This is a genomic window from Alteromonas sp. BL110, assembly GCF_003443615.1.
Lineage (GTDB): Bacteria > Pseudomonadota > Gammaproteobacteria > Enterobacterales > Alteromonadaceae > Alteromonas.
Genome location: NZ_CP031967.1, coordinates 2,911,664 through 2,930,514 on the forward strand (window position 1 = coordinate 2,911,664; position 18,851 = coordinate 2,930,514).

At 45.2% G+C, this 18,851-nt stretch carries 13 protein-coding genes; 9 read left to right on the forward strand and 4 right to left on the reverse strand.

All coding sequences use genetic code 11. The annotated features are described in order from the left end of the window. The first annotated feature begins 620 nt into the window (after nt 1–620). From D1814_RS12575 to prsR, 3 genes are all read left to right on the forward strand, one after another. Nucleotides 621–1,745 (forward strand): beta-ketoacyl-ACP synthase III, encoded by a 1,125-nt coding sequence (locus D1814_RS12575; protein ID WP_118492765.1) that lies wholly within the window; start codon nt 621–623, stop codon nt 1,743–1,745. Nucleotides 1,746–2,036: 291 nt separating this feature from the next. Continuing rightward, nucleotides 2,037–4,082, forward strand: coding sequence for an XrtA/PEP-CTERM system histidine kinase PrsK (gene prsK, locus D1814_RS12580; RefSeq protein ID WP_118492767.1), 2,046 nt, complete (start codon nt 2,037–2,039; stop codon nt 4,080–4,082). Between the two features lie 81 nt (nt 4,083–4,163). Continuing rightward, entirely contained in the window at nt 4,164–5,525 is a 1,362-nt protein-coding gene (gene prsR / locus D1814_RS12585) for a PEP-CTERM-box response regulator transcription factor (RefSeq protein WP_118492769.1), read from the forward strand. Between the two features lie 162 nt (nt 5,526–5,687). Here prsR and D1814_RS12590 read toward each other — a convergent pair whose 3' ends face one another. From D1814_RS12590 to D1814_RS12605, 4 genes are all read right to left on the reverse strand, one after another. Next, on the reverse strand, nt 5,688–6,005 hold the full coding sequence (locus D1814_RS12590; RefSeq protein ID WP_118492771.1) for a GFA family protein: 318 nt from the start codon (nt 6,003–6,005) through the stop codon (nt 5,688–5,690). Between the two features lie 17 nt (nt 6,006–6,022). Continuing rightward, a complete protein-coding gene (locus tag D1814_RS12595; RefSeq protein WP_118492773.1) occupies nt 6,023–8,155 on the reverse strand; it encodes a tetratricopeptide repeat-containing diguanylate cyclase in 2,133 nt (710 codons plus the stop codon). Nucleotides 8,156–8,284: 129 nt separating this feature from the next. Then, nucleotides 8,285–8,608 carry a replication protein RepA gene (locus tag D1814_RS12600; RefSeq protein WP_118492775.1) on the reverse strand — a complete coding sequence of 108 codons (324 nt, stop codon included), beginning with the start codon at nt 8,606–8,608 and terminating at the stop codon, nt 8,285–8,287. Then, a complete protein-coding gene (locus D1814_RS12605) occupies nt 8,568–9,263 on the reverse strand; it encodes an AAA family ATPase (protein WP_118492777.1) in 696 nt (231 codons plus the stop codon). Before D1814_RS12605 ends, D1814_RS12600 begins: the two co-directional genes overlap by 41 nt. Nucleotides 9,264–9,500: 237 nt before the next feature. On the opposite strand from D1814_RS12605, the gene D1814_RS12610 reads away from it, so the two are divergent. From D1814_RS12610 to D1814_RS12635, 6 genes are all read left to right on the forward strand, one after another. Further along, a complete protein-coding gene (locus tag D1814_RS12610; protein WP_118492779.1) occupies nt 9,501–10,241 on the forward strand; it encodes a glutathione peroxidase in 741 nt (246 codons plus the stop codon). Nucleotides 10,242–10,325: 84 nt separating this feature from the next. Continuing rightward, nucleotides 10,326–11,414, forward strand: coding sequence for an alpha/beta hydrolase (locus D1814_RS12615; RefSeq protein WP_183037596.1), 1,089 nt, complete (start codon nt 10,326–10,328; stop codon nt 11,412–11,414). Between the two features lie 155 nt (nt 11,415–11,569). Continuing rightward, nucleotides 11,570–12,073, forward strand: a complete 504-nt coding sequence (locus D1814_RS12620) for a hypothetical protein (RefSeq protein ID WP_232368874.1) — start codon at nt 11,570–11,572, stop codon at nt 12,071–12,073. Nucleotides 12,074–12,241: 168 nt separating this feature from the next. Next, on the forward strand, nt 12,242–13,675 hold the full coding sequence (locus D1814_RS12625; RefSeq protein ID WP_118492781.1) for a TolC family protein: 1,434 nt from the start codon (nt 12,242–12,244) through the stop codon (nt 13,673–13,675). Nucleotides 13,676–13,677: 2 nt separating this feature from the next. Further along, complete coding sequence (locus tag D1814_RS12630) at nt 13,678–15,444, forward strand: efflux RND transporter periplasmic adaptor subunit (protein WP_118492782.1); 1,767 nt, start codon at nt 13,678–13,680, stop codon at nt 15,442–15,444. Next, a complete protein-coding gene (locus D1814_RS12635; protein WP_118492783.1) occupies nt 15,437–18,766 on the forward strand; it encodes an efflux RND transporter permease subunit in 3,330 nt (1,109 codons plus the stop codon). Before D1814_RS12630 ends, D1814_RS12635 begins: the two co-directional genes overlap by 8 nt. Nucleotides 18,767–18,851: the final 85 nt, after the last annotated feature.

The following is an 18,851-nucleotide window of genomic DNA, read 5'->3' on the forward strand; positions in this document are numbered from 1 at the left end:
TTCCTCATAAGTAAAATTTCGAAGGTTAGATACAACCTCGTCATCTTTGGTATCACCTAGTCCTAAACAGATTATTGCCGAAAAGCCGACACTTAATAATCGAGAGACTATTGTTATTACCAATTTAATGTCTAAACCCTATTTCTATCTTGCCAATTTGTCAACCAATATCGAGGTGGAGGTCATTATTTTGTAAATGAATTGTAGGAATGTTAGGCGCACCTATCTGTCAGGTATTCTGTGTCGTCACTTTTTACGTCATTTAACATGCTGATTAATAGTGTTATTTTTTTGCTTTGTCGAAATGTTCATGTGATGAAAAAAAATGCTGAGTTTGCATCCTAGAATAAACAATTCTTTTCTGACTGGGGCGACGTGTGTTGTTTTATTGGTCAAGTCAATTCTTTTTCAGCCACAATTTAATTGTTTCAAGGGGCGGCGTGACTTTCACCATAGTTACACCGCCAAAGGATTAAGGTAAGCTATAGCTCATAAAACGCAGTCGTATTGCTAATAAAAGGTACGATTAGGCTTAATTGCACTGGCGCCGTTGCGTGAAGGACACGAAGTAACGCGACGTTCTAAAAGCCAGAAGTGTTAACAGATAATAGAGAATGCTTATGTCTCAACAGATAGTGATTAGTGGTGTGGGTGTTTGGCACCCAAAAGACAGTATTTCCAACGAAGAGTTAGTAGAGAGTTATAACGCATACGCCGACGCGTTTAACACTGAAAATAAAGCTAAAATTGATGCGGGTGATGTAGCCGCCGTACCTTACTCAAGTGCAGAGTTTATTGAAAAGGCGTCGGGAATTAAAAGTCGCTATATCTATCAAAAAGAGGGGGCGCTGGACATCACTCGAATGAAGCCAAAAATTGCGCCGCGAACAGATGATGAACTTTCTCATCAGGCAGAAATTGCCGTTGAGGCAGCTAAACTGGCTCTGGCTTCCGCGAACGTGAGTGCGAGTGAGATTGATGCCGTTATTGTATCATGTGCCTACACACAACGCGCCTATCCAGCTATTGCTATCGAAGTACAAGAAGCACTGAATATTGAGGGCTTTGGCTTTGATATGTTAGTTGCCTGCTCAGCAGCAACCTTCGGTATGCATCGCGCTTATGAGATGCTGAGTGCTAACAATGCTACCCGCGTACTCGTTATAAACCCTGAGCTGGTTTCTCCTCAAATTAATTACGCAGATCGCGACAGCCACTTCATTTTTGGTGACGTAGCAACAGCAACTGTGTTAGAGCTCGCTGAAACGGCTAAAAGTGAACACGTTTATGATGTACTTAGTACCAAGGCTCTGACGAAGTTTTCAAATAATATTCGTTCGAATTTTGGCTATATGACACGTGCTGAAGATGTCGACCCTTACGGACCTGACAAGCTTTTCCACCAAGCTGGGCGCAAAGTATTTAAAGAAGTATGCCCAATGGCAGCGGCTCATATTGAAGCGCACCTAGCAACTCATGACATTACACCTGAAGGTGTGAAGCGCTGGTGGTTGCATCAGGCCAATATCAACATGAACACATTGATTTGTAAGCGCTTGTTAGGTCGCGACGCAGACAGGACAGAAGCGCCTATTGTACTAGATGAGTACGCGAACACAGCTTCTGCGGGTTCTGTCATTGCCTTCGGTTTGAATCATGAAGATTTAGTCTCTGGCGATATCGGGGTGCTGTGCTCATTCGGAGCAGGCTATTCAATTGGCTCACTGGTAGTTCGTAAACGGTAAAAGCTCAAAGCGCAGGTTTGGCCTGCGCACCACAAAGAACGTAAGTTAAATGTTTGTTAAACCCGTTTTACTCAACTAGATGCTCTATCTGATGCAGCAATAGCAAAAGGTGGCCAGCATAAAAAAGGTTCTTGCTTCTAATTAGGAGTTGTACAGAAAAAGAGAAAGAATTTTGCAGCTTCTAATGCAGCATCTAACATGGACGGAACAAATCGAGTATTATCAATGTAATGATCTGCTAGTACGTAGATCTATGTCTCCTAATAATGATAATAAAGGTGAGATAAAAGGATGATTTCAGATGTAGGCTATGGGCTAAATAGTCTGGCGCACCTAGCCCTTTTATTGTTGTTACTAACAGTACGAAAGCCAGGCGTAGCCAAGCACCTGCTTGTCGTTGCGACCGCTGCCACTTTTTTATGGTCGACGAGTTTAATTACCTCGCTGTTCGGCCCCATTTCTCTTAGTTGGCTATTAAGCATTGATGTTGTGAAGCAGTTGGCTTGGCTTCTGTTTCTGTCGGCTTGTATTCAAACCAATTTCAGTAATATTGCTGCTGTATTAAAACGTCCTATTACGCTGATTATCGTCGCTCCAGCACTTATCGCGCTTCTTGCACCTTATTTGTTGGCAATTAACCCTGCGTGGAGTTTTCTCGTTTTAATCGTACTATCTTTAGAAGTTCTTGTACTTTTAGAGGTTGTCTACCGGCAAGCGGGAAGAGAGCAGTGGGCGTTTAAACCGCTTATTATTTATCTTGGCGCAACGAACTTGTTCGAGTTTGTAACCTACGCTAATGCGACCATGGTTAACCAAGTGGAAATTGGGTATATCGCTGCACGGGGTTATATCTACTTTTTGCTCATGCCTTTGCTTGTGATATCAATTCGCCGTATTCATCACTGGGGGATAGATATATTTATATCCCGTGATGTGGTTTTACATAGCTCATTATTGCTTGTGGCGGGTGGTTACCTATTCGTCATGGCCGTGGTTGGCTATGCCATAAACTATGTGGGGGGTAACTGGGGCGCTACCGTACAAATTATCCTCGTGGTGATGTCATTTGCTTTGTTAGCCACCGTATTTTTATCGAATGCCTTTCGTACCAAAATAAAAGTTTTTATAACGAAACATTTTTTTGCCAATCAGTTCGACTATCGCGTTGAATGGGTGAAATTAACCCAATGGCTGACTCGGACTGGGGATTCGTCATCAGATGTTTATCACGCTGGGCTAACGGGCATGCTAAACGCAATTCAATATGAATCGGGCGAACTCTTTAAGGTGAATGCAAATGGCTATGAACGCGTGGCCGAGGCATCTCCTACTATAAATGCGACCAGCGAAGCGCAAAACAGAGCTACTTGCGCTACGTTAGAAACCCTAGCGCAATACAGTGATAAAAACGGTTGGATCATTGATACGGATGCTTATCTGGTTAAGCCCTTTGATTACGAAGGCTTAAAGCTAGACCGCAATGCTTTGAAGGAGTGGGGGTACCAGCTCTTTGTACCTTTCCTGAAAGACGGTGGGTTATGGGGATTTGCCTTACTCTCGCCAGGAGATAAGGAAAAAATTAGTCTCAATTGGGAAGTTAAAGACTATCTTACTGCTGTTTCTGAGCAAGTAGGTACATACATGCAGCACCATGAGGCGGCACAAGTAGTGGCTGAAAATGCACAGTTTGCTGCATTTAATCGCATGTCTGCATTCGTACTTCACGATTTAAAAAATGTGCTTGCTCAAGTGGACCTTATTTTGGCGAACGCTCAACAACATAAGCACAATCCTGAGTTTATCGACGATACATTCGAAACCTTAGAGCATACTAAAGCTAGAATGGAAAAAATGCTAAAGCAACTCACTGATAAAAAGGCGGTACAGGAAGGGGTAGACGCTGAACTGTTACTATCAGATGTGGCTAAGGATGTGGTAAGCAGCCGTTGCTCAGGGTTAAAACCTATTCCTAAAGTGCATGTGCTTAAAGAAACGGCCGTTATTGTTGATAAAGAAAAAGTAGCCAATGTCTTTTACCATTTAATCAGTAACGCGCAACAAGCAACAGGCGATGACGGCGAGGTTGATGTTGTGATTACTGCTAATTCCGACAGTGATACTCAACTTGTGTTGATAGAAGATACCGGCGTGGGTATGGAAAAAAGCTTTATCGAAGAACGTTTATTTAAACCCTTTGATACCACAAAAGGAAATGCAGGTATGGGAATTGGCGCTTACGATGCTAAAACCTATATCGAGTCTATTGGTGGTAAACTAACGGTCCAAAGTGAACCGGGACGCGGTAGCTGTTTTACGCTGCATTTTCCGATAGGATAGAACGAATAAGTAGAAAGTGGATGCTTGCGTGACAAAATCCACGTTCCTTGGATGGATGAAGTAGATTAATAGGATGATGAAATGACCGATACCATTTTGGTAGTAGATGATGATTTAGGCATTCAAAAACAGCTTAAATGGAGTCTTACGGATTACAATGTTGTTTTTGCTGACGATCATACTTCTGCCATTGCGCAGCTGCGTCGTTTTGAACCCAAAGTTGTTACACTAGATTTAGGGCTTCCACCAGACCCCGCCAACGCTTCTGAGGGTTTACGAATTCTTCACGACATCATTAAATTGGCGCCGAGAACAAAGGTCATAGTTGTCACGGGTAACAGTGATAAGCAAAATGCGCTTAAAGCCATTGATTTCGGGGCGTACGATTTTTATCAAAAACCTATCGACTCAGACACTGTTAAATTACTCGTCAATCGCGCTTTAAACCTGTCGAAATTAGAACATGAGAACAGTATCCTAGCGCGCACTCGTTCAGGTATGTCAAGGATAGTAGGCAATAGCGAGGCTATTCAAAAGGTGGTGCGCCGCGCCGAGAAAATTGCCAATACCGATATCAGTACGCTGTTGCTTGGTGAAAGTGGCACGGGTAAAGAAGTGTTTGCGCGCAGCATTCATGAACATAGCCCCAGAAAAGAGAAACCTTTTGTGGCTATTAACTGTGCATCAATACCCGAAAACTTGCTGGAAAGTGAGTTGTTTGGGTATGAAAAAGGGGCATTTACAGGCGCTAATAAGACCACTATAGGTAAGATTGAAACGGCACAGGGCGGTACGCTATTTCTAGATGAAATTGGCGATATGCCTATTGGTTTGCAAGCTAAGATGCTGCGTTTCTTGCAAGAGAGAGTGATTGAACGGGTGGGTGGACGCAATGAAATTCCGGTTGATATACGCGTGATTTGTGCGACTCACCGAGATTTACAATCCATGGTCGCGCAAGAAACCTTTAGAGAAGATCTATATTATCGAGTGGGCGAAATGCCCATTATGATCCCGCCGCTGCGGGAAAGGGATCAAGACATTATTCTGCTTGCTCGTACCTTTTTAAATATTTATCGCGAAGAGTTTAAAGCCAAAGCTAAGAGTTTTTCAGAAACGGCCGTCAATGCCATGTTAGCTCACAAATGGCCGGGCAACATTCGCGAAATGCAAAACAAGCTCAAGTCAGCAGTGATTATGGCTGAGGGCACGGTTATACAGCCTGACGACCTAGGGCTTATGCCTGTAGATGCCCATGATGAGCCTGAAACATTAAATTTACGAGAAGTGCGGGAAATAGCTGAAAGTCGGGCCATTAGAAGGGCTTACCAAAAAGCGGATAAAAATATGTCGAAAACAGCCGAGCTGCTTGGCGTTACCCGACCAACACTTTATTCGTTAATTGATAAGTATCACATGGAAGACATTAAAAGCAGTGACTAAAAGCTTGTCACCACCGCTGTGGGTGCTCAAGCGAAAAGGGCGAGGGATAAGCATCTCACCCTTTTCATTAGCGCCATTTAACAAGGGTTAGGCTTTGCTATATATCGCTTGTCTTTATACAACTGAGCTTACCTGAACTGAGCTCAACTGACCATCGCCGTTTTATAAGATAAATTGGCGGTGAGGCTCGGCTAGAGCGTCGTGGCCGCTAAAGGTTACGTCAAGTAGCACTTTATTTGGGCTTACTTCTATACATATCACGCTTCCACACACGTTACATACATGGTGTGTTTCACCGTTTGCTTGATGTAATTCGGCTAGCGCGGAAGGGGCGCAGTCAATGACAAGTCGTTCTTTTTCAACTGCCGTACGCAGTTTACTTGTATCTGTCTGAGTGAGTGTTTCATCGTCGGCTTCAAACTCGTCAATATGTTCAATTTCATATTGAATGGCTTGGCAGCTGCAGCTTCCTCTATACATATCTCATTCCTCTACTGCTAGTTATCGAGGGTGTCTGGCCATTGAATGCTGGCCACGTTATTGAAAGACGTGGCAATTCTTGAACCAGGAAAGTTGAACTTAGTATCTAATAAGGTTGGTTGCGCTCTGGGTGCTTCGAGGGTTTCTATTACGCCCACCCAGCCGTTTCTACCGGACAGCTTGGTTGCATATAGCGCGTAGTCTACAACCGCAAACGTGCGTTTCCATGCGGTATCAAAATCATCTTCTTTATCTGGGGGAAGGAGTGAGAAACCAATGCTACAGGTAATGTAGATAGGCTTTTCTAGCCCGATATCAAAAGGTGTGCGAGCTACCATTTCCCGACAACGCTCTGCCAGCTCTGGTAATTCTTCTCTGTTTGATTGTCGACACACTACCAAAAATTCTTCGCCGCCCCACCGAATAATAAGATCGGTTTGTCGGAACACCTCTTTTAGAACACTGGCAAATGCCGATAACACCCTATCTCCCGCCATGTGTCCATAGTCGTCGTTGATCCGCTTGAAGTGATCGATATCAATCAGAAGGCAGAGTAAGTCTTGTTTGGACTTATTGGTATTTGGGTTTTGTCTTGCTGAAAATTGACTGCGCCTAATTTCGCCTGGAAGCTGCGACTCTAGATAGTGCCTGTTGTACAAGGCGGTTAAAGGGTCGCGTAAGCTTACTTCCTCTAAGGTTTTGTAGGCTCGCTCCAGCTCTTGGTTTTTCTCTTGTAGTGTTAACGTTTGCTGTCTGACCTCGCGGCGCAGAATAATAGTTTGTTGGCGCTGTTTGTAACGACTCCAAACTAAAAATGTCAGTAACAGGGCTGCTAGAGATATACTCCAAAACAAGGTAGTTTGTAAGTTTTCACGCTCCGCTTGGGCAAGTGCAAGTTGTTTCGACTCTTCCAGTTTTTCTAGCGTACGGGACTGACGCACAAGCTCTATTTCCGCCTGAAGCCCTTCGATGGCAGACTTGTTTTCTGAATCGAGAAGTACTTCACGCAACTGTTGAATGACGGATTGAACGTCCAAGGCTTTTTTAAACTCACCCAAGGATACAAAAGCACTAAGCTGCAATGAAAGAAAGCTCAGCTGCCCCCGAATATCTCTATTTTTGCGAGCATCAATAGTACCCGTTCTCGCTTCTGCGAGTGCTAGTTCAAAGTTTTGCTCTTTCATATAGGCTTGAGCAAGGGCGAGCCGTCCTTCTTTCATTAGTTTTGTTTGCCCTGATGAACTTGCGAACTGCATGGCTTCTTGTAGAAGTGCTCTAGCTTTAGCAACCTCGCCATCCTCAACTAACGCTTTACCCATTAGCATCTTTGCTTGTGCAATGGCACCGACGTCATTGGTAGTAAGTAGGAGAGTAAGGCCTTCATTTATGGTTTTAATGGCTTGTTTGACAGCACCAGATTTTAGCGACAATTCGCCCATACGCGTTTTTATTGAACCAAGCAGTTTAAGGTTCCCCGAACTTTGAATGCTATCGAATGCATCTTGGTAGTAGGTGTGGGCCAACGTAGCTTGGTTAAGTAAGCTATAAATTTCTCCAATGCGAAGTAGGGAAAGGCTCATTTCGTTAGCCATGTCATTTTCGCGAAAGTATAGCAGTGCTTGTTTCAGCGGCTCTAAAGCCGCTTCTATTTCGCCTTGTTCCTGTTGAATAATTCCGAGTTCAAGGTTCAATCGAGCTTTTAGAATATCATCGCGCTCAATTTGTGCGATAGACATGGCGCGCCTGATATAGGTTACTGCATTCGTATAATTCGACAGATGTCGCTCGGAAGTGGCGAGCTGTAGAAGCGTTAATGCCATTTTATTGAGGCGGCCTTCAAGGGTGTAACGCTCTAGAGCAGCATTAAAAATAGCTTTCGATACTTCAAAGCGAGATGCACTTTGCAGTAGTTGTCCCAGTGATGAAAAAGTATCTGCAGGCATTTGCCGTTGTTGCAATGCCTGTTCTAGTACCAAGAGCGCTGTGCTGTCGGCATCTGCATACTGTTTAGCATTGAGCAGGGTTTCGATCCGTGTAACTTCAGCATGAAACAGTTCGAATGCTTTTACCGGTTTGCTCGGTATTAGATGTACAGCGATCACTAGGGCACACAATAGCACGCGCGCTGTGCTTATTCCTCCACGGCCCATTCTATTGTATCTCCTATACGCTGTCAGAATACGCTTAACACTAAGTATCTCAATAGGCCTTCGGCCTAGCAACTTTATTATTTTGAAGGATAAAACGAATCTTATACGTATTTGGATTTATACTTTCGTTTAAATTTTGCTGTTTTCTTCAATCCATTCGCGAATAAGCGCTGACTTTGCTTTTCCTGTCCTGTGAGCTAAATCTGCTAGTTTTTCAATACACTGCGGTGTTAACGTAAAGGTAGCGTGACGCATACCTTCCGTTTTTGCCGGTTTTCTCATGGGTACAACGCTCTGGCCATTTACTGTTTTACCGCTAGATTTGCTTTCCTGTTCTTCTTGCTTATCAAGTTTGCCCTGCGCATAAAGCAGTGCATCATCAATAAAATCTTCTATCGAACGAAGGTTGGGCTTAGCTAACGGCTTCGACTTTTTGAGGTTGAGCAAACTCATAAGCGTCCTCCAATTTGCCAGCCAATAGCTCTTCAAACAGCGTTCTTATTTCCGTAGCGGCTTTACCCTCGGGTTCACTCTCAATCACTGATTGCCCTGATTCCTCAGAATCGTCATACATGTTTCTACTGAAGGTGACAGCGTTTAAAACAGGGATGCCGAATGAACGACACACTTCTTTTGCCTCTAGAATGCGGTTAGCTAAACTAGGAAGCGAAGGGCACTGTGTAATGACAAAGGCCGCGTTCATTTTAGGGTTAACCATTTTACAAGTAGACAGAATATCTTCCATATGAGGCACAGTTTTAAGGTCGCGACGCTTAGGCCTAAGCGGAATAAGGATATGATCAGCAACTGCCATTGACGAGCGCAATGCAAGGTTGTCTTGACCACCACAGTCGATGACGACGTAATCGTAGTACTGTCGCAAGCTGAGCAATTCGTTACGTATTTTCCCATATAACTGAACACAGTTAATTTCAGCAAGACGAGGATTTGCTTTGCGTTCTTGGATCCAGTCGGAGGTCGTTCGCTGTGGGTCGCAGTCGACCATTAACACCTTGGCGCCTTTTTCAGTGCGAAGATACACTGCAATGTTCTGTGCTAGGCAACTCTTTCCGCTACCGCCTTTTTCCCCACCAACTAAAATAATCATGGTGATAACCCTCGAATATCGCTTTACGTTAAAATGTTGAGCGTTACGGAGACTGTCAGTGATGACACGACTGTACTCAACCTCGATAAAAAGCATAGGCAGGCTAGAGGCGAGGTTCAGCATCAAAATCGATATTAACGAATGTAAGATAATACCTATTGATTTGTGACAGTACTCATTCTAGTCTTCTACTCTTAAATGAAAATTTACAGTAGAAATTACCGATAAGAGGTTGTTATGTCAGAAAGTCGCTTCACTTCCAAAGAAGGCCAAAAAGTACCAAGCGTGTCGTTTCCATGTCGGGAGGGTGATGCATGGGTGACGAGAACGACAGATGAATTATTTTCTGGCAAAAACGTAGTGGTATTCTCTTTACCCGGTGCATTTACACCCACTTGCTCGTCCACGCATCTACCGCGTTATAACGCCTTAGCAAAAAAGTTTGCTAAGCACGGTATCGACGACATTGTATGTATCTCAGTAAATGACACCTTTGTTATGAACGCGTGGGCGGCTGACCAAGAAGCCGCTAATATAACAGTGATTCCAGATGGCAATGGTGAATTTACCCACGGCATGGGGATGCTTGTAGATAAAGCGGATCTAGGCTTTGGCAAGAGAAGCTGGCGTTACTCGATGCTTGTCAAAGATGGCGTTGTAGACAAGATGTTTATCGAACCAGATGTTCCTGGAGACCCGTTTGAAGTGTCAGATGCAGATACTATGCTGGCTTACATTGCGCCAGAAGAGCAAACCAATGCTCCTGTGTCTATTATCACAAAACCTGGCTGCCCTTTCTGCGCTAAAGCTAAGCAGTTGCTAGATGAAAAGGGCTTCGAATACGAAGAAGTTGTGCTGGGCAAAGGCGCGTCATTAACAAGCTTAACAGCGATTAGTGGCCGCGAAACCGTGCCGCAAGTTTTCATCGGCGGTAAGCACATCGGTGGTTCTGACGATCTAGAGGTTTACTTTAGCTAACGTAATTTACGTATTAATCCTCACAAGAAACGGGAGCATGGTAAACTGCTCCCGTTTTTTATTAATTATCCGTAGCGGAGAATAATGGTGTCATCGAAGTTTTTTGTAAAAATGCTCACAGGTATTGTTGCGCTTTTAAGTGCAAATATGGCTATAGCCGCAAATTTATCTATGCCCGATACTAGCGAAATGAAAAGCAGAAGTTTTTCAGATCTGCAAAATCAATTTAAAGCATTTTACGAAAAAGAATGGGGGCAAACTCAGCCGTGTAGAGAAACGGCACTCAGTCGTTTTTCTGTGTGCAGCAATGTATTGCGCAACGAAGGCAACTCACCTTTCATGCTGACCAAAAAATCAAGTAGCAAAGTGGCAGTGCTCATCCACGGCCTAAGCGACTCACCTTTCTTCATGCGTGAAATCGCCGACATCTTATTTGATGAGGGTTTTACCGTAGTTGTGCCGCTTTTACCTGGGCATGGTAAACGAGATGCAGATGATGACATGTCTGACTGGGATTTAGCTGAGCGCTGGCAGTCACACGTTGATGAAGTCATTAAATTGGCTGATAGCATGGGTGATACCTTGCTTGTAGGTGGCTTTTCTACAGGCGGCGCCTTGGCAGTTGAACATTATCTGGATAGTACTGGAAGCGAAGTAAATAATATTGATGGTCTTATGTTGTTTTCTGGCGCGCTGGCGTTGTCTGATAATGCTGAAAGTATGTCTCGAATTTGGGGGATTAAACTTTTAGCAAGAATTATTGATGGAAGCTATCAAACTCATGGCCCAAACCCTTATAAATATCCCAATGTGGCGGGTTTAGCGGGGTTAGAGTTGATGGACCTGATAAATACCATTCGCGAAAAAGTAGAAGAAGGACAGCAATTGGAAGTGCCATTGTTTGCCGCTCATTCTCAGGCTGACGTAACAACGCCAATTCACGGCATAGAGCAGTTGATGGAAGCAAGCCAAGGGCCGAATACCTTCTTTGTTATCGATGAGTCGTACGGGTTGTGCCACGCCGATCTCGTGGTAAATACGAATTTGCTGAATAAAATGAACTTCAATGCAAACATGGTAAATCAGCAGGAAGAATGTGCGGTGCCCAAAGCAAACCCGCTATTTCCCACCATGGGCTTAATGCTGCGAGATTACTTGTCGCAATTTAAATAAAAAGCAAGCGTGATGGCCCACGCCGAGGGCTTTACTGCTCGGTAACATCACGCTATCATCTAGGTGAAATTTCAGTCGATACAGCAATGGCCAGAGTACAGTAATTGACCAGCTTCCAGCTTCATTCCACGCTTAAACGGTATAGACCTACCAACATGGGGTCGTTGGTATTTATACTGGTTTTAATGATGGCTCTTGTGTCGTCAGGCAGCGCTGTATCTATTGAGCATTCATACAATCATGTGCATTCAGCGTCGGTGATGACACCGCAGTCGGATGCGGCTCATGCTAACCATCAGGTTCCAACCCCTGAGTCTGCTAATACACATTGTCAGCACCAAGAATTGTCATCACAACACGTAGATTTAAGTGCTAAAAACAGTATGAGCAACCCGGCCCAATTTAACGGCGCCCAACTCGGCGATGCAGGCGTTAATAGCGCGAGCGCAGTGCAAATGAGCGATATGTCTTGCTGTAAAGATGAATGTAATTGTCCAGCCGAACACTGTTATAATCTTACCGCTAGTGCGCTTATTCAGCCTACAGTCGAGACCGAAGTATCGGTAGCGAGAATGGCTGCCACTGCACCTATTCTGGGGCAGCGTACATCTCCTCACTTCGGGCAGTTTCGCCCACCTAAATCACTTTTCACAGCATAGATCTATCTAGCGGACGTGTTTCGCTGAACATGTGCACTTTATCTAAGACGTCATTACTGCGATTGAAAGTGCCTTTGAGTTTTGTCTATGTGATACGTGCTAAGCCTTAAACACCACGAAAGTTAGGCTGCTCCCACACGTATTACAACCGAAAAAGTGATGTAAACCATGACCTACTATCTGGTACCTAATAATGAAAGTGAAGGTGCTAAGGCGTTTTATAAAATAAGCGCTGTCTTCACCGTATTTTTCGTACTTTCTTTTTTCTTATTGTTTGCTCAGCCTGTCAGAGCGCAGTGGTTAAGTCTTGAACACGCGCTTGAGTTAGCCATTCAGCATGATCCTTTACTTAAAGGGAACGAACATCGCAAACATGGCTTTCAGGCAGAAGCTGAGGCTTCATCATATTGGGAAAACCCACAAATTTCGGTGTCGGTACAAAATCTACCTACCGATGGTTTAGCGCTAGACCAAGAGCCGATGACGCAATTTAGGGTAGGTGTGAAACAGCAGCTGCCAAGAGGCAATGAAAATCAGTACAGCCAGAAAAAATATCAGGTTATGGCCAGCAAAATGTCGATAGAGAGCCAGGCGAGAAAGGCGTGGCTTAAACGTGAAGTCACTATAGCCTGGTTCGACTGGATTTACGCTGCACGTCGCATTGGCTTATTAGACCAAGAAAGGTCATTGCTTACTCAACTTCTCGATTTTACTGACTCAAGATACAGCCAAGGTGTCGTTGCGGCAGCTCAGAAGGACGTACTTCAGGTACGCTTAGCTTTGTTATCGTTAGACGATAAATACATACAGGCTTATCAGCAAGAAAATGAAGCACGAGCTGCACTTTCAAAGTGGCTTGGTGCGCCTTTGGATGAAGCCGTTAGCCTGCCGCTGGCGCTATCAAAGTCAGAGTCAAAGTCAAAGTCACTGTCAGGGCAGCCGTTTCTAGAACTAGATGCTATTTTAAATCGCAGCTATACAAGCCTTGCTTCACTTTTAGCCTTCATCGACAGCAGCGAACCTTTCTCGATATTACAGCATCATCCCGAGGCTATGCTGCTTCAGTTTCAAACTCAGATAGAAAAGCAAGATCTTAATATAGCCCGAGAGCAAACTAAGTCTCAGTGGGCCTTTGAAGCTAGTTATGGATACAGGCAAGACGCACAAAACGGCGCGAGCCGCGCTGATTTTGTGTCATTGGGTGTTCAGGTAGATCTTCCGTTTTTCAATAAATCCCGCCAAGACGCTTCAATTTCATCGGCGGCTTCAAGGGTGAATGCGTCTGAGACCGACTTTAGATTAAAAGTAAATGAGCTTGCGGCAAAGGCAGAAATGCTTAAATCACGGCTATCGGGATTAAGTGAGAGGAAAGCATTTTACGAAACAACGTTAATTGGCGAAGTACAACAGCTTTCTGAAGCTGAGCTGACAGCTTATACCACAGACACCGGCGATATCGATGATGTTGTTAATGCCAACCTCAAGCAAGTAGAAGTGCAGGAAGACCTACTCAAAATTGAGGTCGAGCGGGCAAAAACTTTGGCGTCGCTTGCTTATTTGTACCTGTCATCTAACGCCAACCTTTTGCAGAGAGAGCAGTAAATATGACGCTTTCATCAAATTACAAAACTCAATCGAAAAGCGCTGTTTTGAATAGCCCGCTAACGAAAGGTTTGCTAATAGGTCTACTATTCGGCGGCCTGTTAGCGTTCGGCTTAGCCTCATTATTGTTATCTGACTCATCAAAACACGGAAATGATGAAAATGCCCATAGCGATAAAACTGCCCATAGCGGAAAAAAAGCCCCGCTATACTGGGTAGCCCCTATGGATGACAGCTATCGCCGTGACAAACCGGGAAAGTCACCGATGGGAATGGACTTGGTGCCGGTATACGCCACTGATACAGAGTCCTCTATGCAAGGCAATGCTCGCACGCCGGGTACGGTAATGATCCCACCAAATGTGCAGCACAATATGGGGGTTAGCGTTGCCCCTGTCACCATTGGCTCACTTCAACAGACCGTAACGGCGGTAGGCAATGTGGCTTATGATGAGGACAGCATTGTGCACATTCACCCCCGAGTATCGGGTTGGGTCGATAGGTTGTTTATTAAGTCTCAAGGCGAACAAGTCGAAAAAGGCCAAGCGCTTTACACTTTATACTCCCCAGAACTGGTAAGTGCACAAGAAGAATACGTTTTAGCATTAAAACGAGGAGACTCTCGCTTAATATCTGGGGCCGCTGAACGTCTCAAAACATTAGGTATGTCGCAGCGCGCCATCGATGACCTGACTAAAGGTAGACGGGTTGCCCAAACCGTCACATTTAGCGCGCCACAAAGCGGAGTGGTAGAAGCGCTGAATATTCGAGAAGGGTTTTACGTTCAGCCCGGTACAACCTTAATGAGTATCGCACAGCTAGATACTGTGTGGGTAATTGCTGAGGTACCTGAAAAATACGCGCAAATCATAGCGCCTCATAATAGCGCTGTGGTTACCCTCGACGAAATGGATCATGGGTCCGATGCTAAATGGGAAAGCCACGTAGAGTATATTTATCCGTCTTTGTCAGAAACAACGCGAACCCTGAAAGTGCGCATACCGCTAGACAATAACAACCACACGTTAAAGCCCAATATGTTTGCCCACGTTGGAATAAAGCCTACTCAACGTAAGGCTGCGTTACTGGTTCCTCGCAGTGCCGTTATTCGCACGGCTGAGGGCGCAAAAGTAGTACTCAGTGATGGCGATGGCAACTTTAAGTCGGTACGCGTCACTCTGGGGCAAAGTGATAGTACGCACTTTGAAGTTACAGAAGGTTTGCTGCCTGAGGATAATGTTGTGGTATCAGCACAATTCTTAATTGATTCGGAGTCTTCGAAAAGCAGTGACTTTAAGCGAATGGAAGCGCCCAACCACCAGGCCACGACAACAGGTACTATTGAATCAATCGAATTACCCGTCAAAAACAAGGCAGGTGAAGGACAACACAATGCAGAAATAGTTATTGCCCGTGGCCCCATAGAAAAGTGGAATCGAGGCCCTACGACCATGTCTTTTGCAGTTTCAAAGCATATTAACGTATCTAAATTCAAAGAGGGCGACGAGATCGTTTTCACCTTTGTGACTGGCGAAGAGTTTACAGTTATTGATATGCGTAAACATAGTGAGCGTGCCTTGGGTAAGAGCATGGTGCATGACTCAGTTCACAGTAATCATAAACATAATGCGGGCGAGCGGAAGGGCGATGGAGATCAAAGCGATGCTCTGGAGCCCACAGTTCATAAGTCAATGATTCATAAATCGATGGAGCATAAGTCGGCAGAACAAAAATCGATAAATCATAAGGAACATATGCACCATGATTGAATCGGTAATTCGCTGGTCGGTAAACAATAGAATACTGGTATTGCTGAGCGCTATTATGCTCAGTATTGCGGGTGTCTGGGCGGTGAAAAACACCCCCGTTGATGCTATCCCTGATTTATCTGATGTCCAAGTTATAGTGAAAGTAAACTATCCCGGTCAGTCGCCACAAGTGGTGGAAGATCAGGTGACGTTTCCACTCACATCTACGCTAATGTCAGTGCCTGGCGCACAGACAGTGCGAGGGTATTCATTCTTCGGCGATGCCTACGTGTATATTATCTTTGATGATGATACAGACATGTACTGGGCTCGAAGCCGCGTATTGGAATACTTAAGCCAAGTATCTTCGCAACTTCCTGAAGGCGTGACACCTCAGCTAGGCCCAGATGCCACTGGGGTAGGTTGGGTTTACATTTATGCGTTGGAAAACGATGCTAGACAGCCAAATGCGCTAGATGCTGGTGAGTTAAGGGCGTTGCAAGACTGGTTCTTAAAGTTTGAGCTTCAGTCAGTTGAAGGCGTATCTGAAGTTGCGTCTGTTGGAGGGATGGTTAAACAATACCAAGTTGTTGTCGACCCTGAAAAATTACGTGCCTATAACATTCAGCCATCCATGATAGACATTGCCCTTAAACGGGGTAACCGTGCGTCAGGCGCTTCGGTTATTGAAATGGCCGAGGCAGAGTACATGGTTAGTGCGCAAAGCTATATTCAGGGCATTGACGACATACTGGCGTTGCCCACAGGCGTTATCAAGGACGGCGTTAGCATAACAATTAACGATGTAGCTCAAGTGGTAGAAAGCCCGTTGATGCGCCGCGGTATTGCAGAACTAAACGGGAATGGCGAAACCGTGGGTGGCATTATAGTTATGCGCTATGGCGAAAACGCAAAGGCCACTATCGATGCGGTTAAAGCTAAGCTGGATACATTAAAAGCGAGCTTGCCGGAAGGGGTGAATATCGTCCCCGTTTACGATCGCTCCACCCTTATTGATAAGTCCGTCGATACCCTCACCAATAAGCTAGTGGAGGAATTGCTGGTTGTTGGTTTGGTATGCGCTATCTTCTTGTTTCACATACGTTCATCGATGGTTGCGCTAATCAGTTTGCCTATTGGTATTCTCGCCGCCTTTATCGTAATGAAGCTGCAGGGACTTAATGCCAACATCATGTCTTTAGGTGGCATTGCTATCGCTATTGGTGCAATGGTGGATGGCGCTATTGTTGTGGTTGAAAATTTACACAAGCACATTCATCAGCATGCTGTTTTTTCAAGTCAGGGAGCTTCAGCCACTCAAAGGGTTTCAGCCACTCAAAGGGTTTCAGCCACTCAAAGGGTTTCAGCAAGTCAGGGTGTTTCAGCAAATGAAATTATTTCAGCAAATCAGGGCGTTTCAGGGAATGCCCAGTCGCGAGCATCTATACCAATCTCTGCGTCGACATCTGCACCGCTTTCGGCAGCCAAACGTTGGGAACTGGTGACTAAGTCGACCACAGAAGTTGGCCCAGCTTTATTCTTTGCGCTCCTAATTATAACCGTATCCTTTATTCCTGTTTTTGCATTGGAAGCGCAAGAAGGGCGTCTTTTTGCGCCTCTTGCCTTTACCAAAACCTATGCCATGGCAGCAGCTGCGGCGCTGGCAATTACTTTAGTTCCTGTGCTGGCGGGTTATTTTGTACGCGGAAAAATACGATCTGAAGCCCAGAACCCGGTAAATCGAGCTTTAGAGCGCGTATATCAACCATTGCTGACGCGGCTGCTTAACTACCCACTGCTCACTTTGGCAGGGGCATTTTGCTTGTTGCTTTCCATGTACTGGCCGTTAAGCCAACTAGGTAGTGAATTTATGCCCGAACTGGACGAAGGAGATTTGATGTATATGCCTACAACCTACCCGGGTATTTCAGTGGGTAAAGCCAGAGAGCTTTTACAGCAGACGGACAAGCTTATTGCAACCTTACCCGAGGTTGAAACGGTATTCGGGAAAATTGGACGCGCCGATACGGCCACGGACCCTGCACCATTGACGATGATTGAAACCTTCATTCAGCTTAAACCGAAAGCGCAGTGGAGGGCGGGCATGACCACTGAAAAGCTCAAAGACGAGCTTAACGCTTTGGTGCAATTTCCTGGGCTGACCAATGCGTGGGTCATGCCAATTAAAACCCGCATCGACATGTTGGCAACCGGGATAAAAACCCCTGTTGGGATCAAGATTGCGGGGCCTGGTTTAGCAGGGATTGAAGCCATCGGAAAGGATATAGAGACACTGCTTAAAGACCTGCCCAACACAGCATCAGTATATGCTGAGCGGGTAGTAGGTGGCCGCTACGTTTATATCGATATCGACAGGCAGTTGGCGGCGCGTTTTGGCATGACGATAGACGATGTTCACAGTATTGTGGGCTCGGCAGTGGGCGGCAAAGTGGTTACGCAGTCAGTGGAAGGGCGTGAGCGTTTTCCTATCGCCATGCGTTTTTTACAGCACTACCGCGATACGCCTGAATCTTTAGCATCCATGCCTTTCGTCACGCCAAGCGGTGTTCACATTACTCTTGGAGATGTGGCAACTGTGCGTATTGACGACGGGCCGGCGGGGATTAAAAGCGAAAATGCCCGATTAAATGGATGGGTATACATCGATATCTCGTCAGACTCGGCCACAGGTATTGACTTAGGGGGCTATGTAGATAGCGCGAAACGTCATTTGTCACAGAACCTTGATTTACCCACTGGATACTCCATTACGTGGGCGGGGCAGTTTGCTTACCTTGAGCGCGCGAAAGCAAAACTGTCGGTGGTTATACCGCTAACGTTAGCCATTATCTGCCTTTTGCTTTATCTGGCATTTAAACGTCTTCGCGATGTGGCACTCATACTTGCTACCTTACCGTTGGCGCTGGTGGGCAGTGTATGGTTGCTTTACCTTCTTAACTTCAATCTGTCGGTGGCGGTAGGCGTAGGGTTTATTGCCTTAGCAGGTGTAGCGGTAGAGATAGGCGTTATCATGTTGGTCTATCTAAACCAATATGTATCAGAAGCACTTACTAGCCACGCAACAGAAAATGGCAACACTAAAAAAGATGAGCTTGTGAAAAAGGCTATTGTCCATGCCGCCTCGGCAAGGCTTCGCCCTGTAATGATGACTTCGCTTTCTATTATTGTGGGCTTGTTGCCTGTGCTTTATGCCACTGGAACCGGAAGTGAGGTGATGCAGCGAATTGCGGCGCCTATGGTAGGCGGTATGGCGAGTGCACTGGTATTAACGCTGTTGGTATTGCCAAGCGCGTTTTACTTAATTGTGTCACGCAAAAAATGATAGAATTGAAAGTGCAATAGCGTAGATAAAGCATGGGGAAACGATAACACGCTTCCCTACGCTTCATTTTTTAGGCGTCGCGCGA